Source organism: Ralstonia sp. 1138, from assembly GCF_040544795.1.
Classification (GTDB): Bacteria; Pseudomonadota; Gammaproteobacteria; order Burkholderiales; family Burkholderiaceae; genus Ralstonia; species Ralstonia flatus.
This window is the reverse complement of record NZ_JBEPKQ010000001.1, coordinates 566,141-586,397: the sequence shown is the minus strand read 5'-3', so window position 1 is coordinate 586,397 and position 20,257 is coordinate 566,141. Positions and strand designations below refer to the sequence as shown.

The following is a 20,257-nucleotide window of genomic DNA, read 5'->3' as shown; positions in this document are numbered from 1 at the left end:
TTGCCAGGGAACCCGCGTGATCGTAGAGACGGCGACGCAGGGTGTCCAACAGCGTGACGCAATTTCCAACCTGTTGGACAATCTAGCCACTCAAGGACAGGGCAGGTTTCCAGTGAAGACAGACTATGAGGTGCCGGCACTCAAACGCATTCATGACGTGCTGGAAATTCTGTGCGCGGCGACGTCCCCCGTGCGACCCGCCGTGTTGGCGCAGGCCACGGGCATGTCCAGAAGCACGTTGTACCTGCTGCTGGAGTCGCTCGAAAAGCGCCGCTGGATTGAAAGGCGGGCCGACGGCTACCTGATCGGCTTGACGTTGTTTGAATTGGGCAACGCCTATTTCCGCCACGACAGCTTGCTGGCCGCGTTCCGGCGCGAATCCGCCGCCTTCGTGGCCACGCACAACGAAGTCGTGCAGCTTGCCGTGCTCGACGGCACGGAAGTCGTCTACATCGCGCGGGAGGATGCGCCGCGGCCGGTTCGCCTGGTATCGGATGTTGGCCTGCGCCTGCCGGCCCATTGCTGCGCGCTGGGCAAGGCGCTGCTGGCGAGCCTCGATGACGAAGCGGTGTGTGCGCTGCTGCCGGCGCGTCTTGCCGCCATGACGGAGCGCACCACCACGCGCCGCGCCGATCTGCTCGATGAGCTTCAGCGCATTCGCGTGCGCGGCCTGGCGACGGAGCGCGAGGAGGTGGTGGCGGGGCTGGCCTGCTTTGCGGCGTTTGTAGGTGTGACGCCGCTCGGCAAGCGCGTTGCGGTGAGTTCCAGCGTGCCGGTCAGCCGATTGGACGCCCGCCGGGAGAAGCGCCTCGTCGTCGGTGTCGCAGGCATGGCGGACCGCATCGGCCGCGCGCTCGCACAGGCATAGCGGCGGGCTGCCTGGTGGCCGCTTTGGTGGCCGCTTTGGTGGCCGCTTCCGCTATGATCGCCACTCCTCTTTTCTCTTTCCTCTTTTTCCTTGGCGCGTAGACGTTTCTCATGACCACCGGCACCACACCCCCTCGCATGGCCGATGTTGCGCGCGTTGCCGGCGTGTCGAAGATGACCGTGTCGCGGGTGCTGGCAGGCGGCAGCGTGTCGCCCGAAACCCGCGCGCGCGTGCAACAGGCCATCGACGCGCTCGGCTACGTTGCCACGGCCGCGGCCGGGATGCTGTCCAGCGGCCGATCGGAATTCGTCGCTGCCCTGGTGCCTTCGCTGGCCAGTTCCAACTTTGCCGATACCGTGCGCGGGCTCACCGATGCGCTTGCGCCGCATGGTCTGCAACTGCTGCTGGGTGATACTGACTACCACCTCGATCAGGAGGAGGCGCTGGTGAAGTCGCTGCTGCGCCATCAGCCGCGCGGCATTGCCTTGACCGGACGCCACCACAGTGCAGGTACGCGTGCGTTGCTGGAGCGCGCCGGCATCCCGATCGTCGAGATGTGGGACCTGCCTGAGCGCCCGATCGACAGGGCGGTCGGGTTCTCGAACGCCAAGGCGTCGCTCGCGATGGTGCATCACCTGCACGAACGGGGCTACCGGCGCATCGCCTTCCTGTGCGGCGCCAGCGAACTGGACCGGCGCGGCACCGACCGCATGCGTGGATACCTAAGCGGAATCAAGGCGCTTGGCCTTGGCGAGCCGCGCGTGATCCGCCTGGGCGAATCGCCCATCACCATGAGCCACGGTGGCCCCGCGATGGCCGCTTTGCTGGAAGCGTGGCCCGATACCGATGCCGTGATGTGCGTGAGCGACATGTCCGCATTCGGCGCCATCATGGAATGCCACCGGCGCGGCTTGTCCGTGCCCGGCGACATTGCCGTTGCGGGCTTCGGAAACTTTGAAGTCGCGTGGTGTTGCCACCCGACCATTACGACGATTTCCGTCGATGCCTATGGCATCGGCCTGCGCACGGGCGAGGTCTTGCTCGATGCGCTGGGCGCTGGCGAGGCCAGGGGCGCGCCCAAGCTGTCGCGCATCGACTTCAGCGTGGTCGAACGCGAGAGCGCATAGCGGGCGGCCTCATGCGCGGCGTCAATGCGAGTGCCGTGGATTGCCGCGCGTCTCGATCACGTTCAGATACAGGGTTGCCGGCTCCAGGCATCCGCCCGTCGAAAGCTGCCCGACGAACTGACGATAGATTTCCTGCCAAGGCGTTTGCGATTGCGGCACGCTGAACGTTGCGGTTTTACGCCGGCGCTCAAGCTCTTCCGCGTCGACCAATACGTCGACCTTGCGCGCGTTGAGGTCCACACGAATCCGATCGCCCGTGCGCAGGAGCGCCAGGCCGCCACCCGCCGCCGCTTCGGGCGACATGTTCAAAATGGACGGACTCGCCGAGGTGCCGCTCTGCCGGCCATCGCCCATGCACGGCAGCGATTCGATCCCCTGCTTGACCAGCGCCGCCGGTGGCGCCATGTTGACGACCTCCGCACTGCCCGGATAACCGACCGTTCCGCAGCCGCGGATGACGAGGATGCAGCGCTCGTCGATCGCCAGCGCCGGATCGTTGATGCGGGCGTGATAGTCCTCTGGGCCATCGAAGACGATTGCGCGCGTCTCGAAGACGTTTTCCGCGCCGGGCTCGCTCAGGTAGGTCTGCCGGAATGCTTCGCCGACCACCGACATCTTCATGATCGCGCTGTCAAAGAAGTTGCCCGACAGCACGATGAAGCCCGCGCGATGCTTGAGCGGTGCGTCCACAGGGAAGATGACATCGCGGTCGGCGTCGGGCGCGGCATCGGCAATCGCGCCGATCGTGCGGCCAGACACGGTGCGGCAATCGCGCCGCAGCAAACCGCCCGCGTCGAGCTGGCGCAGCACGGCGGGCACACCGCCCGAGCGGTGGAAGCTCTCGCCCAGGTATTCGCCGGCCGGCATGCAGTTCACCAGCAGCGGCACCGACTCTCCGTGGCGCTGCCAGTCTTCGAGGCTCAGTTCGATGCCCATGTGGCGCGCGATCGCGATGAGGTGAGGCGGGCAGTTGGTCGACGCGCCAAGCGCCGAAGCCACCATGATGGCGTTCTCGAATGCCGCGCGCGTCATGATCGTCGAAGGGCGGATGTCTTCACGCACGAGGTCGACGATGCGCTTGCCGGTGGCATAGGCCATCTGCCCGCGCTCGCGATACGCCGCCGGAATGCTGGCGCACCCGGGCAGCGACATGCCCAGCGCTTCGGCCAGGCTGTTCATCGACAGCGCGGTGCCCATCGTGTTGCAGTGGCCGATCGACGGCGATGACGCGGTGGTCAGCTCCATGAAGCCTTCGTAGTCGATGTCGCCGGCAGCCAGCCGGTTGCGCGCATGCCAGATGACGGTGCCGGAGCCGACTCGCTTGCCTTCGTGCCAGCCGTCCAGCATCGGCCCGCCAGACAGGACGATGGCCGGCAGGTCCACCGTGGCGGCGGCCATCAGGCAGGCGGGCGTGGTCTTGTCGCACCCGGTGGTCAGCACAACGCCGTCGAGCGGGAAGCCGTGGAGGATCTCGACCAGGCCGAGATAGGCCAGATTGCGATCGAGCGCCGCGGTCGGCCGGCGGCTCTGCTCGGCCAGCGGGTGAACCGGAAACTCCATCGGAATGCCGCCCGCGTCGCGTATGCCGGCCTTCACACGCTGCGCCAGCTCGATGTGGTGCCGGTTGCACGGCGCCAGGTCGCTGCCCGTCTGCGCGATCCCGATGATCGGCCGGCCTGACTGCAACTCTTCGCGCGTCAGGCCGTAGTTCATGAAGCGTTCGACGTAGAGGGCGGTCATGTCTGCGTGGCTCGGGTCGTCGAACCAGAGCTGGCTGCGCAGTCTGCGTGGAGGTTGGGCGGGCATGGTGTCTCGGTTGTTATGTGGAACAGGGTTCCCTCTGCGGGGAATCGGCGAGGCGCTTTCCGGAAGCCTGGGATGCACTTTTGGTACCGGTAACAACGCATGGTAGAACCGGAAGAAGGCGCAGGCAATAGCGCGTGTTATCAGCCCTGCTTTCGGAGAGGGTGTTTGGATTTGCTGACACCTGCCTGAGCGCAAGCGTTTGCCGCTCCCCCGGCTGGTGGGGGAGGGCGTGCGGTTTCACGATTCTGCAAACAACGCGCCCTATGTTGGGCCGATCTTCGGAGGAAGGATGGGGGCTGCCATGCAGACGTTATCTGCACGATTCGAAAAGACGGACGCGGGTCGACGTGAAATCGCCACGCGTGGCGGCGTGCTCAGCCGCTCAAGCCGCGCGCTGCTCATCATGGTCGATGGCCAAGTCACGGGCGAGGATCTTGCCGTACGTGCCGGCCAGCTCGGCCTGGAAGCGCAGGCCGTGTTCGAGCTGGTGCAGGCAGGCTTCATTCAAAGCGCAACCGATGCAACGGGTGAGCCCGTCTTCGTTCAAGTAGACGCGCCGCAGCCCGAGACGCCCAAGCCGGCTGCACCGGCGCGCAAGCGTTCGCTGGCGGCGGCGCGCATGTATCTCATGGACATTGCGGCGCGCACATTCAGCTCGGCCGAGCATCCGATCCGCCAGCGCCTGGTGGAGGCCACCGACCGCGCTTCCGTGGAAAGCGCGTTCGATGCGCTGCTGGCGGCCCTGCGCGAAGCCACATCGGCGTCGATGGTGGAGCAGGTGGAAGTGTCGTTCCGTGGGTTTTTGCCGGCCGAGGAGCCCGCGGCCGGCTGAACGGTCACGCAGCCTGCTGCGCCACCTCGTCCTTTAGGAGCCCCCGCGCCCGCTGATTCGACTTGTAAATGTTGTCGCGCACCGGCACCGCACCGGTCTTCACGCTGTGCACCCATTCCTGCGTCGACATGACCGCTGCGAAGCGCGATTGGAGCACCACGCTGAACACGCGGTGGATCTCTTCCGCGCTCGCAAAGCCGGCCTGGTTCTGATACGGCACCGCGCCCGACGCGTCATGCAGGAATTCCACTGCCGTGCCGTTGTGCAGGGCGTGATTGATCGTGGATGCATCGCAGTTGTGCGTCATGTAGCCGACCACGGTGAGCGTATCGATGCCGCGCGCTTCCAGCCATTGCGCCAGGTCCGTCTCCGGATAGGCGCTGGGCAGCAGCTTGCGCAGGTAGTGGTCATGCGGGCGCGACGCCACCACGGGGTGCAACTGCCAGCCGTCGGTATCGATGGCAAACAGCGGCGAGCTGGCCGGCGAGGTCTGCTGCACGACGATCACCGGAATGCCGGCCTCGCGCGCCGCATCCATGGCGACACCGATGTTGGCGACGGTCTGCTGCGGGTCCGGATACTCGATCGGCAGGCCGCCGGTGAAATATTCGTTCTGCACATCGATGACGATCAGGGCGCGCTTCGGGGTGTTGTTCGTAGTCATGGCTGACTCCTCAAGGTCGGTTGAATCGGGCATTTGCGTGAGCCCGTGGACAGCATCTTCGCGAATGTTTATCCTTCCTGACAGTGGCCCGGAAGACGTTTATCGAAAGAATCGGGCCAAAGCGCGGAGCCTGTATGCAAGCCCAGCCATCTCAGCAATCTCAGCATCCCCAGGAAATCGCCGTTCTGGCCTTCAACGACATCAGCCCGTTTCACCTGTCCGTGCCATGTCTTGTGTTTGAAGACCGCGTCTGGGCAGGACTGCCGTCCTACCACCTTCGGATCTGCGCCGGCGAGCCCGCGAGGAAGGGTGGCCTGCGCACCACGGCCGGGTTTGCCGTGCAGACGGAGTTCAGCCTCGAAGATGCCGCCCGCGCCGACGTGCTGATCGTGCCCTCATGGCGTGACACGGACGAGCGCCCGCCCGCGGCGATGGTGAATGCGGTGGGCGATGCCTATGCGCGCGGTGCCACCGTGGTTGGCCTGTGCCTGGGCGCGTTTGTACTGTCCGAAGCAGGCGTGCTCGACGGCCATGAGGCGACGACGCATTGGAGCGCAGCCGATGCGTTCTCGCAGCGCTACCCGCGTGTGAAGCTGGTGCCCGATGTGCTCTATCTGGACGCTGCCGACGGCCGTCTTGTGACCTCCGCGGGCACGGCCGCCGGGCTGGATTGCTGCCTGCACCTCGTGCGCCGTTGGCATGGTGCGGAGGTGGCCAACCGCATTGCACGGCGGCTGGTGGTTGCGCCGCACCGGCAGGGCGGCCAGGCCCAATACATCGAGCAACCGCTGCACGATGCCCCCGGCGGCGATCGCCTGTCGGATCTGCTGAACTGGACGGTGGCCAACCTCGCGGAGCCACACTCGCTGGACTCGCTCGCCGAGCGTGCGGCCATGAGCCGGCGCAATTTCACGCGGCGCTTCCGCGAGCTGACTGGCACCACCGTCGGCCAATGGTTGCTGGGGCAGCGTCTGGCCTATGCGCAGCGGATGCTGGAGACCACGCGCCAGCCGGTCGAAGCGATTGCGCAACTGGCGGGGTTCGGCAGCGCGGTGTCGCTGCGGCAGCATTTCAGCCGGACGTATCACACGTCGCCCAGCGCTTACCGCGCCTTGTTTGCGCAAGCCTGAAAAGAAAAAAAAGCGGCTGGTCAGCCGCTGTGGTGGGTTGCTTACTTGCTCAGCTCGTGGCCGATGACGGCGCCGGCTGCGGCACCCCCGATCGTCCCGGCCGTGCTGTGCGTCATTTCGTGGCCGGCCACACCGCCTGCCACCGCGCCACCGGCCGTACACGCCGTGAGCGTGGGCGCCAACGCGGCAAGTGCGCATATCAGCGCTGTCTTCCATGCATTCATGATGTCCTCCTGAGTCGCCGGCCAAATGCAGCGGCCGGCATATCCCTCAGTCGAGCAAAGCGCGTGCCGCGCTCACATGAACAGCGGTGACAGCGAGAGATGCGACAGCGCGATCACGATCACCTGCGCGATCACCAGCAGGATCAACGGAGAGAGATCGAGCCGCCCGCCCAGCGGCGGCACCACGCGACGGATCGGGCGCAAGAGCGGATCAACCAGGGTGTTGAGCACGGCGCCCATGGGCGATGCCGGGCCCATCCACGACAGCACGGCCGACGCAATGGTCACCCATACCAGCACGTTGAACGCCCACTTCAGCACGGTGAACAGCGCGGCCACAAAGCCCATCGGCACAAGCGCCACCGGGCTCAAGCCCACCGAGGCGAGCAGCAGGAACAGATAGACGAGCGCCGTGGCATAAGCCGCCACCAGAGACGACCAGTCGATATACCCCGTGGCCGGAATCACCCGGCGCAGCGGGTGCACCAGCCAGCCGGTCAGCTGGAAGATGGCCTGCGACAGCGGATTGCGCGGTGACAGCCGCACCGCTTGCGTCCAGGCGCGCAGCAGCAGCGCCGCGCCAAAGAGCGAGAAGATCGTGTCGAGCAGAAAACGCGTGATATCGCCGAACATGCGTCCGGTTCTCCTATGGTCAGGTCGGGCAAAAGCGCGCGGCAAACGCGCGTGCTGGGGCGCGGTATTGTCGCACGGCAATCTGACGGGGATCTGTGCGGCGGTGCCTCTGCGCAGGCGCGGCGCATTCGCGTATTGTGGTGGCCGTTCGCTGTTTTCCCTGTGAGGAGACCCGCCTTGAAACCCACCTTGTTTCGCGCGTTGTTGTCGCTGGCGTGCCTGTCTGCCGTGCCGCAGGTGCATGCGCAGGCCGATACCACGTTCACCGTCGAATCGCCCGCCTTTGCCGACAACGGCGTCATGGACCGCAAGTACGCCGGCAAGAACCCCGCCAACGCCAATTGCACGGGCGACAACGTCTCGCCGCCGCTGCACTGGTCCAACGTCCCGGCCGGCACCAACAGCCTCGTGCTGATTGCCACCGACCCGCAGGGCGCGGGCGGCCTGGGCGTGAACCACTGGATGGCTTACGGCATCCCGGCCACGCAGACGAGCCTGCCGGAAGGCGCCGGCACCGACGGTGGGCTGCGCATGGGCCAGAACGCCATCGGCAAGCCGGCGTATCTCGGCCCGTGTCCGCCCAAGGGCACGGGCATGCACCACTATGTCTTTGTGCTGATCGCCACGGATCTGGCGCCGGACGCGCTGCCCAATGGGCTTACGCGGGCTGAACTCGACGCAGCCATCAAGGGGCATAGCAAAGGCGCCGCCGCCTGGATCGGCCGCTTCGGCAACTTCTGAAGAGAAGACGCTGGCCGCCGCGCTTACCGTGGCGCGGCCGGTTCCATGCCCTTGCGCTCGAGGAGGGCCGCCGCGTCCTTGCCATGCAGCGCCTGTATCAGCGTCTGTGCGTCCGCAGGGTTCTTCGCATGGGGACTCACGCCTGCTGCATACACGGTGTAGTTCTGGACGGCTGCGGGCAAGGGCCCGACGTACTGAATGCGCGGCACCGCAAGCAGTTCGCTGATCTGATGCACGGCCAGCGCGGCGCTGCCATCGACGAGGCGCGTGGCCACCAACCCGCCGTGAACAAGCACAGCCTTTGGCGCAATCGCCTGCGCAATGCCGAGCGTCTCGAAGAGCTTCGATAGATACATACCAGACGATCCGCCGGCTGCCGGGTCCAGATACGCCACCGACGGCGCCGCCAGCAAGGTCTGTCTGAACTGCTCGACCGTCGAGATATCGGGCCTGGAGGCGCCCTCGGGCACCGCCACACCAATGCCGACGCGGGCCACGCTGCTGAGCGTGGGGGCCAGATGGCCCGACGCGCTGAGGGCCTTTGCCACGGGCTCGGGCAGGATCGCCACGTCAAAGGCTTCGCCGTTCTGAATGCGCTTGGCCAGTTCGCCCGCCGTGCCGTTGGCGATGATCAGGTGGACACCGGCAGTGCGTTCGATCGACAGTGCCAGCGCGTCCAGCACGGGCCGGAATGCGCCGGCCGTGAGGACGCTGATGTCTGCAGCGCTTGCCTTGCCGACGGTGCAGACGGTGCCGGCGGCGCACAGCGCCAAGAGCGCTGCCAGAAACGGGATTCTCGAAATCACGATGCGGCTCCGATTACGTGTCGGTGCCGCACCTTAGCACTGCATGACAACGACAACCCACGGCAGATGCGGTCACAACCCCGCGACGGGGAAGCTCGCCTGCCAGACAGCGCTTTGCACGTTCACCGGTTTCGGAATCAGCTTCTGTTGCAGGAACAGGTCTGCAATCTGCTGCTGCGAAGCCACGATCTGCGGCGTGACCGGCGTGACGCCGTAGGGCACGCGGCGCAGCCAGGTCTCGACAACGGGCTGTTCGATGCCGAGCTTGGGCGCCAGCAGGGCGGCAGTCTCCTGCGGATGCTGGTTCACCCATAGCCCCGCCGTGCGCAACTGGGCCAGGATGGCGTTGACCGCGCGCGGATGCGTCTTCACGAATTCCGGGGTGGCTTCGTAGAAGTTGAATACCGGCAACTCGCTGAAATCACCCAGCGTGCGCGTCTTCAACGCCTTCTGTGCCAGCGCGTAATACGGATCCCACACGACCCACGCATCGACCGCGCCGCTCTCGAAGGCGGCCCGCGCCTCGGCCGGCGGCAGGTAGATCGGCTGGATGTCTTGCACCGTGAGGTTGGCGCGCCGAAGCAGTTGCACCAGCAGGTAGTTGGAGCTGGAGCCCTTTTGCAGCGCGATGCGCTTGCCTTTCAGGTCCGCCACGCTGTGCGCGGGCGAACTGTCCAGCACGAAGAGCGCCTCGTTCGTCTTGCCGCCGGGCTCGGCCCCCACGTAGACAAGGCGCGCGCCTGCGGCCTGCGCAAACACGGCGGGCGGCGCGCCGGTGTAGCCGAAGTCAATGCTGCCCGTGTTGAGTGCCTCCAGCAGTTGCGGCCCGGCAGGGAATTCCTTCCATTCGACCTTGTAGCCAAGCTCGGCCAGCGGTTTGTCGAGCGCGCCTTGCGCTTTCAGCACGGCCAGCAATCCGGCTTTCTGAAAGCCGACGCGCACCGTGCCGGCCGGGTCTGCGGCTTGGGTGAGGCCTGCGCTCAGGGCGAGGCCGGCGCCCAGTAGCGTGGCAAGCCACCGTCGTCGGCCAGACGATGCGGCGGTATGGGGCGATTGGGTTTGCATGATTCCTCCAGCGAGTCAGGTGTTGTGCGGTCGATGCTACGGACCGCGCACGCGCGAAGGAACGAACAAGATTGCATGTGCATAGACGCGGTTGCGTCAGCCTGTTGCTATGGCAGCCAGTTCAGCCAGGTAGGCCCACGGATAGATGCCACGCGCATGTCCATCACTGAACACCAGTTGCACGCCGTAACCCGCGGGCGCGATGGTGGTGACGCGCACGGCGGCCGGCACGTTGATCGGCGTGCCGTGATGGCGCTTGAACTGGCACTCCGCGCAGCGGCACGCCGCGCGCAATGCCGCGTGGTCGAGTGCGACCACGGCGTCTGCCCAGTGCAGCCGCAGCCGGCCTTGCGCGACGTCGTTGTCGATGCGCTCAGGGGGTTGCACGGGCGCGCTCGATTTGTGCCAAGGCGATCCGCACCGCCTTGACGACTTCCGGGTCACCGTCGGTTTCTGCGCTGCGCAGGGCGGGCAGGGCAGAGGCGTCGCCGATTTCGCCCAAGGCAAGCGCGGCTTCCTTGCGCAGATTGCTGATCGGGTGCGTGAGCAGCGCGGCGAGCGCATCGACGGCATGCGCAGCGCGCCACCGGCCGAGCGCCCGGGCGGCCTGCAGGCGAACTTGCCAATACGCATCGGCCAGCGCCTCGACCAACGCCTGCGTGACATGCGCATCGGGAGCAAGCGCCCGCAGCTTGCCGAGCGTGCTGGCGCTCTCCTCGCGCACGCGCCAGGCGGTGTCATGCAGCGCAGCGAGCAGCGCGGGCAGCACGGCGGCATCGGTGGCGAGGCCGAGGGCGCCGACTGCGGCACGGCGCACGTCGACATCTGCGTCATGACGTGCGCGTTCCGCCAGCGCAGGCAATGCGCCCACATGCTTGCGCCAGCCGAGCACCGCGACGGCCTCGCGGCGCACGGTGGCGTCAGCGTCCTGCAGCGCGTGCAGCGCGGGCGCTTCGCTCTCGGGCACGCGCAGCTCACGCAGCCCGCGCAACGCGGCGGCGCGCACAAAGGCGCTGGCATGGTCCACATAAGGCAACAGCGCGGGCGCCGAGTCGGGCGATTTCAAATCCGCCAGGCCGATTGCCGCTGCGTCACGCACGGCGCCATCCACATCTTCCAGCGCGCGGGCGAGTGCGGCCACGGTATCCGGCTGTTCCCAGGTTGCCAGGATGCGCGCGGCTTCCAGCCGGATTTCCGGCGCCGGGTCCTGCGCAAGCAGCGCAATCACATCGGGCAGCGCGTCGGCGTCTTCCGCATCGGCAAGCTGGAGGAGGGCGACGCGGCGGGTGGCGGCGTCTGCGTCGTGCAGGCGCGCCAGGAGGGTTGTCGTCATCGCCACCTCAGCGCAGCAGATACGGGATGTCGACCTTCACCGCGCCGGTCGGGCAATCCTGCTCGCACGGCATGCAGTACCAGCATTCGTCGAACTGCATGAAAGCCTTGCCTTTGGTCAGGTCGATGGCGAGCAGGTCGAGCGGGCAGACATCGACGCACACGGTGCAGCCCTTGTCGGCAATGCACTTGGCCTCGTCGATGGTGACGGGCGCGCTGCTGCGCGAGGTGATGTCGTGCGGCGTGTGGGTGAAATGAACGGTCGTCTGTTGCATGGTCATGCAGCCTTCGGAATGCGCATGTGCGCGTAGGAATCGGTGCCGAGCACGTCGACAGGGATGACGTACGGTTCGACGGCTTGCTTGCGGCTGGCCATGGCGCCGTGTGCGTCCTTGTACAAGCGTGTGTGGCAGAACCAATTGGCGTCGTCCCGTTCGGGGTAGTCCACGCGATGGTGATACAGGCCCCAGCGGCTTTCGGTGCGGAAGAGCGAGGCGCGTGCGGCCATCTCAGCGCAATCGCGGATGAAGCTGACTTCCATCGCGCGCATCAGCTCGTGCGGATTGCGTGCGTGCAGGTGCGTGATGTCTTCGGCAATCTCGTCGAAGCGCCGCAGGCCGATTTCCATCTTGCGCGTGACCTTGGGCGGCTGGAGGTAATCGTTCACCATGCGGCGCAGCTTGTATTCCACTTGCGCGGGGGCGAGGCCGTGGTCGCGTTGCAGCGGCGCAAAGATGCGCGTGCGCTCGCGTTCGATCTGCGCGTCGTCGACGCGGGCGTCGCCTTGCCGGCCGGCGATGTAGTCCGCTGCGTTCTGCCCCGCAAACCAGCCGTACGTGAACGCGCCCAGCATGTAGTTGTGCGGGACGGCGGCCATGTCGCCCGCCGCGTAGAGGCCCGGCACGGTGGTTTCCGCGCGCGCATTCACATACACGCCAGACGCGCTGTGCCCGCTGCAGAAGCCGATTTCGGAGATGTGCATCTCCACCATCTGCGTGCGGTAGTCGGTGCCGCGCCCTGCGTGGAAGCGGCCGCGGCTCGGGCGCTCGTTGGTGTGCAGGATGGTCTCGATGGTCTGGATGGTTTCTTCGGCCAGGTGGTCGAGCTTGAGAAACACCGGCCCCTTGCCGCCCTGCAGCTCCTGGTAGAACTCCCACATCATCTGGCCGCTCCAGTAGTCGCACTGGATGAAGCGCTCGCCGCGCGCGTTGGCGGTGTAGCCGCCCAGCGGGCCCGTCACGTATGCGCAGGCGGGGCCGTTGTAATCCTTGATGAGCGGGTTGATCTGGAAGCATTCCAGGTTGGACAGCTCCGCACCCGCGTGATACGCCATCGCGTAGCCATCGCCCGCGTTGGTGGGGTTCTCGTATGTGCCCATCAGGTAGCCGGAAGCCGGCAGGCCAAGCCGCCCGGCGGCGCCGCAGCTCAGCACCACGGCCTTTGCGCGCACCACAAGGAAATCCGCCGTGCGGCAATCGAAGCCGAGCACGCCGCAGGCCGCGCCCTCGGCATCCGTCAGCACACGCGTGACGACGATGCGGTTCGTGATCTCCACCCGCGCACGCTTGAGCTGCCGGTACAGCACCTTCTTGATGTCGTGCCCCTCGGGCATCGGCAGCACGTAGCTGCCCATGTGATGGACCTTCTTGACGGCGTAGTCGCCAGTTTCGTCCTTCTCGAACTTCACGCCCCAGCGGTCAAGCTGCTCGATGGTGGCGAAGCTGTGCTGCGCATACGCATACACGCCCGATTGATCGACGATGCCATCGTTGGCCAGCGTGATTTCGCGCGTGTATTGCTCCGGCGTGGCATGCCCGGGAATGACCGCGTTGTTCAGCCCGTCCATGCCCATCGAGATCGCGCCGCTGCGCTTCACATGCGCCTTGTCGATCAGCAGCACACGCAGCGCGGGGTTGCGTTCTTTTGCCTTGATGGCCGCCATCGGGCCGGCCGTGCCGCCGCCCACGACGACGAGGTCGTACTCCAGTTCCAGCGTATTCATACGGTGCCTTGCAAAGGAAGGATGGATTGCGCATGCGCCGCCACCTGCCGATCCAGCCGAAGCCGGTACTGGAAGGCGTCGCCGCAAAAATAAAGGCGTTCGAAGTCGATGGGCGCGCCCTGCGCATCGTGTGTCAGGCGTTCCACCCGCAGCAGTGCCGCGCCTGCGCCCGTTTCGAGCGCGGTGGCCGTGGCGCGATCGGCCAATGCCGCATCGATGGCCAGCGTCGCGTGGCCCAGCGCCACACCCGCGTCCTGTTCCAGCACGAGAAACACATCGCGCGTGACGAGGTCCGCCCGGGCGACGACACTACCCAGGGCCTCCGGCAGCCACGTCACCTCGAGCGACACGGGCAACTGATCCAGCAACCGCACGCGATGCAACTCCGTGACGGCCGTGCCGGGCGCCAGCTGCAGCGCCTGCGCCACGTCGGTCGGCGCCGGGACGGTCCGCAGCGTCAGCACGCGATTGCGAATAGCGTGACCTTGTGCCGACATCGCCTCGGCAAAGCCCTGCAGCGCGGTCACGTTCTGGAACGCCTTCGGCTGGCTCACAAACGTGCCCTTTCCGTGGCGGCGGAAGATCAGCCCTTCGTTCTGCAGATCGGCCAGCGCCTGGCGCACGGTGATGCGGCTGGCGTTGAACTGCTCGCCCAGCGCCGCCTCCGAAGGCAGCAGCGAGGCCGGCGCGTAGTGGCCGCTGAGAATGCCCTCGCGCAGCGTGCCCTTGATGCGCTCATAGAGCGGCGGGGCGGGTTGGCGGTGCAAATTAGAGGTGGTCATCGATGGGCGCAACTCGTCATAACAAGTGCGCCCAGTGTAAAAAGCAGACGTATGCAGCGGAACGAAGCTTTTTCGATATGCATGCTCGGTTTCTGACAGGCGCCACAGCTATAGTGACGAGAGTGTTTTGAGCCGCCGCGCACCGCACACGCGGGCCGGCACCGGACGCACGGAGCGCCGCACTTCAGACGGCGCACGAAAACAACGGATACGGGTGATGGACCAGGGCACGCGCCTGCAAGATTTTTCTGCCGGCTTTGCTGACACGTTGCGGCAAGCCATGCACGACGTCGGCTTCGAGTGGCTCTCGTTTGGCCTGATGGAATACATCGGCGAGGCGGGCAAGCAGCGGGGCGAGCAACGTGTGCTCTACAACACCAATTCCCCCGCCGGCTGGGAAGAGCGCTACCTGGAGCAGCGCCATTTCGAGATCGACCCGCGCATCGCGCTGCAGGGCGACTGCGGCCTGCCCCTGGCGTGGGACATGCCCTACCTGCGTGAGCGCGTCGGCAACAGCCCGGGCGACCCTCGCGTCGAAACCTTCCTTGCCGATCTGGCCCGCTTCAATCTGCACAGCGGCATCGTGTGGGGTGCCCCATTGCGCCATCAGATGACGCCGCGCTCCACCTGGATCGTCTTCTGCAGCCTGTCGTCCTCCAGGCCAGACCGCGCGTGGATGAACGACACGGTGATGGGCGGCGCCATGCGCATCATCGTGCGCGCCTGCACGCATCTGGAAGAAGCGCGCGACAGCGCCCAGCGCAACAAGGAGATCGCCACGCGCGCGTCGTTGCCCGCGCACGTCCTGCGCCGCGTGATCGACTTTGTGGAAGCGAACGTGACGCAGCCCATCAGCGTGCGCGACATGGCCCAGATTGCCGACCTGAGCGTGCATCACTTCGCGCGCAGCTTCAAGGAGGCCAGCGGCCGCACGCCGCATCAGTACGTGACCGAGCGCCGCCTGCAGCTTGCCAGTCGTCTGCTGACCGAGACACGCATGTCCATCCTGGAGATCGCAACCGCGGTGGGCTTCGAAAGTGCGAGCCACTTTGCGGTGGTGTTCCGCCGCCGGCAAGGGCTGTCGCCCAATGACTTCCGGCGCCAGCGCGTGGCGTTCTCGCACGTGGCGGCATCGCTGGCCGAATCCGGCTGACGGGTCACCCTCCGCCTAGGCGTCGCGCTCGATTTGGTGCGCTGCACGATGCGCAAACGCCTGTCCTGATATCAAAACCGATATCGGTAAGGCCCCAAAAAAGCATTAGACGGTCATGTCTCGCTGTCCATACCATGGCTCAGCACGAATCACCGGCACGCGAAGATGCGCGCCGCATGCCGGATTCGACTCGTGTATCGCGTTGCAAAGACGACGTGCGCAGCCCCGGGGGTGGTCACCGGCTGCGTTCCACCATAACGGAGACAAACGATGCAAAAAACGAGCGCTGCGTGCGCCAGACGGACCGTATTGACCTTCCTGGCTACGGCCGGCGTGTTGCTGGCCACGGGCTTGACGACAGCGGCTCACGCGGCCGACAAGTCGTTCACCATGGGTTTCGCCCAGGTGGGTGCCGAGAGCGAATGGCGCACCGCCAATTCGGAGTCCATCAAATCGACGGCCAAGGCGCAGGGCGTGAACCTGAAGTTTTCCGACGCGCAGCAGAAGCAGGAAAACCAGATCAAGGCGATCCGCTCGTACATCGCGCAGAAGGTCGATGTGATTGCGTTCTCGCCGGTGGTGGAATCCGGCTGGGACACCGTGCTGCAAGAAGCCAAGGCCGCCAAGATCCCGGTCATCCTTACCGACCGCGGCATCGACAGCAAAGACACCTCGCTCTACACCACGTTCATCGGCTCGGACTTCGTCGAGGAAGGCCGCAAGGCGGGCCGCTGGTTGCTGGAGAACGTCAAGCCCAAGGGCGACGTGAACATCGTCGAGCTGCAAGGCACGGTCGGCTCCGCACCCGCCATCGACCGCAAGCGCGGCTTTGAAGAGATCATCAAGGCCGACCCGCACTACAAGATCATCCGCTCGCAAACCGGCGACTTCACCCGCGCCAAGGGCAAGGAAGTGATGGAAGCCTTCCTCAAGGCCGAGGGCAAGAAGATCAACGTGCTGTACGCGCACAACGACGACATGGCGATCGGCGCCATCCAGGCCATTGAAGAAGCGGGGCTCAAGCCGGGCAAGGACATCGTCATCATCTCGATCGACGGCGTGAAGGGCGCGTTTGAAGCCATGATGGCCGGCAAGCTGAACGTCACGGTGGAATGCAGCCCGCTGCTCGGGCCGCAACTGATGGATACCGCGCGCGCCGTGCTGGCGGGCAAGACCGTGCCCAAGCGCATCGTCACCAAGGAAGGCATCTTCCCGATGGACGTGGCGGCCAAGGAGTTCCCGAACCGCAAGTACTGAGTACCGCGTATTGCGTACTCAATTGCGTTCGCAAGCTCCTAGCTTAAGTGGAGCATGCCGGCAGAGCGAGTTACGGTGACTCGCCCTGCCGGCTGCGCCACGTTAACAGGTGACACCCATGTCCGATCACGTTGATCAACCCGCCGCGACAGATGCACGCGGCGCGCTGCTGCACATGCGCGGCATCTGCAAGAACTTTCCCGGCGTGCAGGCGCTGGCCGGGGTGGATTTCCGCTTGTTTCCCGGAGAAGTGCATGCCCTGATGGGGCAGAACGGCGCCGGCAAATCGACGCTCATCAAAGTGCTGACCGGCGTTGAAGCGCCCGATGCGGGCGAGATCCTGCTCGGCGGTCAGCCCATCGCGCCGGGCTCGCCGCTGGAGGCGCAAAAGCTCGGTATCAGCACGGTGTATCAGGAGGTCAATCTCTGCCCGAACCTGACCGTGGCCGAGAACATCCACATCGGCCGCTTTCCCATGCGGCTGGGCAGCATCGACTGGCGGGCCACCAACCGGGCGGCGCAGGCGCTGCTGGCCGATCTGAACATCCACATCGACGTGACGCTGCCGCTGTCGCTGTATCCGGTGGCCATTCAGCAGATGGTGGCGATTGCGCGTGCGCTTTCCACTGAAGCCCGCATCCTGATCCTGGATGAACCCACTTCCAGCCTGGACGACGATGAAGTGGCTCGCCTCTTTGCCGCCATCCGCACACTCAAGGCGCGCGGCATGGCCGTGCTGTTCGTCACGCATTTTCTGGAGCAGACGTACGCGATTGCCGACCGCATTACCGTGCTGCGCAACGGCCGGCTGGAAGGCGAATACGCCGCGCGCGATCTGCCGCAGCTGCAACTGATCAACAAGATGGTCGGGCGCGATATCGATGCGAGCCGCTTCGAGCGTACCGAAGTGCCGCCCGTGGACGATACGGCGCCAGCATTCCTCAGCGCGCGCGGCATGGGCCGCCGTGGCGTGGTGCAGCCGCTCGATCTGGATGTTCGCCCCGGACAGGTGCTGGGCCTGGGCGGCCTGTTGGGCTCGGGCCGCACCGAGACCGCGCGCCTGCTGTTTGGTGTCGACCGCAACGACGCGGGCTCGATCAACGTGCAGGGCCAGTCGCACCAGTTCAGCTCGCCGCGTGACGCCATCCGGCAGGGCATCGGCTTCTGCCCGGAAGACCGCAAGACCGAAGGCATCATTGCCGAACTGTCGATTCGCGAGAACATCATCCTCGCGCTGCAAGCAAAGCGAGGGCTGTTCCGCTATCTGCCCAAGAAGCGCCAGCGCGAGATTGCCGACCAGTACATCGCCCAGCTCGGCATCAAGACGCCCGACGCTGAAAAGCCCATCGGCCAGCTCTCGGGCGGCAACCAGCAGAAGGCCGTGCTCGCGCGCTGGCTGGCGACCGACCCCGCCATGCTGATCCTGGATGAGCCGACGCGCGGCATCGACATCGCCGCCAAGCTCGACATCATGGACCTGGTGACCGCGCAGTGCCGCAAGGGCATGGCCATCCTGTTCATCTCCAGCGAGCTGCCGGAGGTGCTGCGCGTGAGCCATCGGCTGGCGATCCTGCGCGATCGCAAGAAGGTGGGCGAGCTGGCCGGCGCCGATGTGACCGAAGACAACCTGTGCCACGTGATTGCCGGCGGCGACGTGCCCGCCAGCCAATCCACCACCCAGTCCATCACCACCGGAGGCGCCGCATGAATCCCGCCAATCTGCGCGCACTCACCAGCCACCGATTGTTCTGGCCGTGCGTGACGCTGCTTCTGCTGTGCCTGCTCAACGCGTGGTTCAACCCGCATTTCTTTCATCTCGACGTTCGTAACGGGCATCTGTACGGCAGCCTGATCGACATCCTCAACCGCGCAGCGCCGCTGATGCTCGTCTCGCTCGGCATGACGCTCGTGATTGCGGTGGGCGGCATCGATATTTCGGTGGGCGCGGTGGTCGCCATTTCCGGCGCCATTGCGGCATCGCTCGTCGGTGGCACGCTGGTGGTGCAGAACGGCCTGCCCGTCTACGTGACCAAGGTGCCGCTGCTGCTGGCGCTCCTGGCAGCCGTGGGCGCTGCGCTGGCGTGCGGCCTGTGGAATGGCCTGCTGGTGGCCGGCGCAGGTATGCAGCCCATCATCGCCACGCTGATCCTGATGGTGGCCGGCCGCGGCGTGGCGCAGCTCATTACAGGCGGCCAGATCATCACCGTCTACTACGAGCCGTTCTTCTTTGTCGGCAACGGCTATCTGTTCGGGCTGCCGTTCGGGCTGTACATCGCGGCCGCCGTGCTGGGCCTGCTGTTGCTGTTGATGCATCGCACGGCGCTGGGCCTGTTTATCGAGGCGGTCGGCATCAACCCCGTGGCCGCGCGGCTTGCGGGGCTGAACACCAAGGCGCTGCTGTTTGGCATCTACGCGTTCTGCGGTGCCATGGCAGGTGTTGCGGGGCTCATCATCTGCTCCAACGTCAAGAGCGCGGACGGCAACAACGCCGGGCTGCTGCTCGAGCTTGACGCCATCCTGGCCGTCACGCTGGGCGGCACCTCGCTGGCGGGCGGCAAGTTCAGCCTCTGGGGCAGCGTGATCGGGGCGCTCATCATCCAGACGCTCACCTACGCGATCTACTCCATGGGCGTGCCGCCGGAAATCAACCTCGTGGTGAAAGCCGTGGTGGTGTTTGCCGTGTGCCTGGCGCAATCGCCGGCGTTTCGCAGCATGCTCTTTCAACGCCACAGCCGTGCAGGGGCGCAGTCATGAGAATCAATCCACGGCGCTTGCCGTTCTACGTCACGCTGTTTCTGTTTGCGCTGTTGTTCGGCTTCGGCTCGGTCACTTATACGGGCTTCTTCAGCGTGCAGGTGTTTCTCAATCTGCTGATCGACAACGCGTTCCTGATCGTCGTTGCCATCGGCATGACGTTCGTCATTCTGTCGGGCGGCATCGATCTATCGGTGGGGGCGGTGGTGGCGCTGACCACCATGATCTCGGCCGCGCTGGTCGAGCACCACGGCTGGTCGATTGGCGTGGTGGTGCCGCTGGTGCTCGCCGTCGGGTGCCTGTTCGGCCTGGTGATGGGCATGCTGATCCAGGTGTTCCGCATCCAGCCGTTCATCGTCACGCTGGGCGGCATGTTCCTCGCGCGGGGGCTGTGCTACCTCATCAGCATCGATTCGATCAGCATTACAGACCCGATCTATACCGCGCTGTCGCAGTACAAGATCCAGGTGGGCGGCGGCAACTACGTATCGCCCAGCGTGGTGATTGCGCTGGTCGTGTTTGCCGTGGCGGCGTGGCTGGCGCATTGCAGCCGCTTTGGCCGCACGGTGTACGCGCTGGGCGGCAATGAGCGGTCTGCCCTGCTGATGGGCCTGCCCGTGGCACGCACGCGCATCCTCGTCTATGTGCTCAGCGGCTTCTGCTCGGCGCTGGGCGGGGTGCTGGTCACGTTCTACATGCTGTCCGGCTACGGGCTGCACGCGCAAGGCATGGAACTGGACGCCATTGCTGCCACGGTGGTCGGCGGCACACTGCTCACCGGTGGCGTGGGGCTCATCAGCGGCAGTGTGGTGGGCGTGCTGTTGCTCGGCGTCATCCAGTCGTTGATCACCTTTGATGGCACGCTCAGCTCCTGGTGGGCGCGCATTGCCATTGGGGTGTTGCTGTGCGTGTTCTGCCTCATGCAGCGTTTCCTGGGGCGCGCGCAACGCGGCGCGGCATTGCCGCCGTCCACCCCGCACAGGCCGGCGCGGCCGTCGAGCGAGACGGCCAAGGACACCCCGGCCTCGGCCATCCTCATGCAGTCCCACGCCGTACCGCCTTTCAACTAGGCGTACGCAGT

General features: G+C 65.8%; 21 protein-coding genes. 10 read left to right on the top strand and 11 right to left on the bottom strand.

Going from position 1 to position 20,257, the window contains the following annotated elements:
• Positions 1-112: 112 nt before the first annotated feature.
• Together ABIC76_RS02550 and ABIC76_RS02545 are read left to right on the top strand one after the other, a co-directional pair.
• Complete coding sequence (locus ABIC76_RS02550) at positions 113-868, top strand: IclR family transcriptional regulator (protein ID WP_354532870.1); 756 nt, start codon at positions 113-115, stop codon at positions 866-868.
• 110 nt (positions 869-978) lie between these two features.
• On the top strand, positions 979-1,995 hold the full coding sequence (locus ABIC76_RS02545; protein WP_354532869.1) for a LacI family DNA-binding transcriptional regulator: 1,017 nt from the start codon (positions 979-981) through the stop codon (positions 1,993-1,995).
• Between the two features lie 21 nt (positions 1,996-2,016).
• Here the strand turns inward: ABIC76_RS02545 and ABIC76_RS02540 are convergent, their stop codons facing one another.
• Positions 2,017-3,801 carry an IlvD/Edd family dehydratase gene (locus tag ABIC76_RS02540; RefSeq protein WP_354532868.1) on the bottom strand — a complete coding sequence of 595 codons (1,785 nt, stop codon included), beginning with the start codon at positions 3,799-3,801 and terminating at the stop codon, positions 2,017-2,019.
• A 301-nt stretch (positions 3,802-4,102) separates the two neighbouring features.
• Between ABIC76_RS02540 and ABIC76_RS02535 the strand changes: the two genes are divergently transcribed.
• Complete coding sequence (locus tag ABIC76_RS02535; protein WP_354532867.1) at positions 4,103-4,633, top strand: hypothetical protein; 531 nt, start codon at positions 4,103-4,105, stop codon at positions 4,631-4,633.
• 4 nt (positions 4,634-4,637) lie between these two features.
• Here the strand turns inward: ABIC76_RS02535 and ABIC76_RS02530 are convergent, their stop codons facing one another.
• Entirely contained in the window at positions 4,638-5,297 is a 660-nt protein-coding gene (locus ABIC76_RS02530; protein ID WP_354532866.1) for a cysteine hydrolase family protein, read from the bottom strand.
• Positions 5,298-5,431: 134 nt separating this feature from the next.
• Between ABIC76_RS02530 and ABIC76_RS02525 the strand changes: the two genes are divergently transcribed.
• Positions 5,432-6,427 carry a GlxA family transcriptional regulator gene (locus ABIC76_RS02525; protein ID WP_354532865.1) on the top strand — a complete coding sequence of 332 codons (996 nt, stop codon included), beginning with the start codon at positions 5,432-5,434 and terminating at the stop codon, positions 6,425-6,427.
• Positions 6,428-6,468: 41 nt separating this feature from the next.
• Here ABIC76_RS02525 and ABIC76_RS02520 read toward each other — a convergent pair whose 3' ends face one another.
• Positions 6,469-6,651, bottom strand: a complete 183-nt coding sequence (locus ABIC76_RS02520; protein ID WP_027679263.1) for a glycine zipper 2TM domain-containing protein — start codon at positions 6,649-6,651, stop codon at positions 6,469-6,471.
• Between the two features lie 72 nt (positions 6,652-6,723).
• Positions 6,724-7,284, bottom strand: coding sequence for a YggT family protein (locus ABIC76_RS02515; protein WP_092972144.1), 561 nt, complete (start codon positions 7,282-7,284; stop codon positions 6,724-6,726).
• Positions 7,285-7,461: 177 nt separating this feature from the next.
• On the opposite strand from ABIC76_RS02515, the gene ABIC76_RS02510 reads away from it, so the two are divergent.
• The gene (locus ABIC76_RS02510) at positions 7,462-8,025 is read left to right on the top strand and encodes a YbhB/YbcL family Raf kinase inhibitor-like protein (RefSeq protein WP_354532864.1); all 564 of its coding nucleotides are present in this window, start codon (positions 7,462-7,464) and stop codon (positions 8,023-8,025) included.
• Positions 8,026-8,048: 23 nt separating this feature from the next.
• On the opposite strand, the gene ABIC76_RS02505 is transcribed toward ABIC76_RS02510, so the two are convergent.
• From ABIC76_RS02505 to ABIC76_RS02475, 7 genes are all read right to left on the bottom strand, one after another.
• Positions 8,049-8,831: a substrate-binding domain-containing protein gene (locus ABIC76_RS02505; RefSeq protein ID WP_354532863.1), complete on the bottom strand. Its 783-nt coding sequence runs from the start codon at positions 8,829-8,831 to the stop codon at positions 8,049-8,051.
• A gap of 72 nt (positions 8,832-8,903) precedes the next feature.
• Positions 8,904-9,896 carry an aliphatic sulfonate ABC transporter substrate-binding protein gene (locus ABIC76_RS02500; protein ID WP_102066021.1) on the bottom strand — a complete coding sequence of 331 codons (993 nt, stop codon included), beginning with the start codon at positions 9,894-9,896 and terminating at the stop codon, positions 8,904-8,906.
• A gap of 96 nt (positions 9,897-9,992) precedes the next feature.
• Complete coding sequence (locus ABIC76_RS02495; RefSeq protein WP_206273629.1) at positions 9,993-10,283, bottom strand: gamma-butyrobetaine hydroxylase-like domain-containing protein; 291 nt, start codon at positions 10,281-10,283, stop codon at positions 9,993-9,995.
• Positions 10,270-11,229 (bottom strand): HEAT repeat domain-containing protein, encoded by a 960-nt coding sequence (locus ABIC76_RS02490; RefSeq protein WP_354532862.1) that lies wholly within the window; start codon positions 11,227-11,229, stop codon positions 10,270-10,272. The genes ABIC76_RS02495 and ABIC76_RS02490 overlap by 14 nt, the downstream gene beginning before the upstream one ends.
• A 7-nt stretch (positions 11,230-11,236) precedes the next feature.
• Complete coding sequence (locus tag ABIC76_RS02485) at positions 11,237-11,503, bottom strand: 4Fe-4S dicluster domain-containing protein (RefSeq protein ID WP_004627681.1); 267 nt, start codon at positions 11,501-11,503, stop codon at positions 11,237-11,239.
• Between the two features lie 2 nt (positions 11,504-11,505).
• Positions 11,506-13,230, bottom strand: a complete 1,725-nt coding sequence (locus ABIC76_RS02480) for a fumarate reductase/succinate dehydrogenase flavoprotein subunit (RefSeq protein ID WP_332394875.1) — start codon at positions 13,228-13,230, stop codon at positions 11,506-11,508.
• Entirely contained in the window at positions 13,227-14,012 is a 786-nt protein-coding gene (locus tag ABIC76_RS02475; RefSeq protein ID WP_354532861.1) for a GntR family transcriptional regulator, read from the bottom strand. The genes ABIC76_RS02480 and ABIC76_RS02475 overlap by 4 nt, the downstream gene beginning before the upstream one ends.
• A 217-nt stretch (positions 14,013-14,229) precedes the next feature.
• On the opposite strand from ABIC76_RS02475, the gene ABIC76_RS02470 reads away from it, so the two are divergent.
• From ABIC76_RS02470 to yjfF, 5 genes are all read left to right on the top strand, one after another.
• Positions 14,230-15,165 carry a helix-turn-helix domain-containing protein gene (locus ABIC76_RS02470; RefSeq protein ID WP_354532860.1) on the top strand — a complete coding sequence of 312 codons (936 nt, stop codon included), beginning with the start codon at positions 14,230-14,232 and terminating at the stop codon, positions 15,163-15,165.
• 270 nt (positions 15,166-15,435) lie between these two features.
• Positions 15,436-16,422, top strand: a complete 987-nt coding sequence (locus ABIC76_RS02465) for an ABC transporter substrate-binding protein (protein WP_116575256.1) — start codon at positions 15,436-15,438, stop codon at positions 16,420-16,422.
• 118 nt (positions 16,423-16,540) lie between these two features.
• On the top strand, positions 16,541-18,130 hold the full coding sequence (locus ABIC76_RS02460; protein ID WP_354532859.1) for a sugar ABC transporter ATP-binding protein: 1,590 nt from the start codon (positions 16,541-16,543) through the stop codon (positions 18,128-18,130).
• Positions 18,127-19,176 carry an ABC transporter permease gene (locus tag ABIC76_RS02455; protein ID WP_354532858.1) on the top strand — a complete coding sequence of 350 codons (1,050 nt, stop codon included), beginning with the start codon at positions 18,127-18,129 and terminating at the stop codon, positions 19,174-19,176. The genes ABIC76_RS02460 and ABIC76_RS02455 overlap by 4 nt, the downstream gene beginning before the upstream one ends.
• Positions 19,173-20,246, top strand: a complete 1,074-nt coding sequence (gene yjfF, locus ABIC76_RS02450) for a galactofuranose ABC transporter, permease protein YjfF (RefSeq protein WP_354532857.1) — start codon at positions 19,173-19,175, stop codon at positions 20,244-20,246. Before ABIC76_RS02455 ends, yjfF begins: the two co-directional genes overlap by 4 nt.
• Positions 20,247-20,257: the final 11 nt, after the last annotated feature.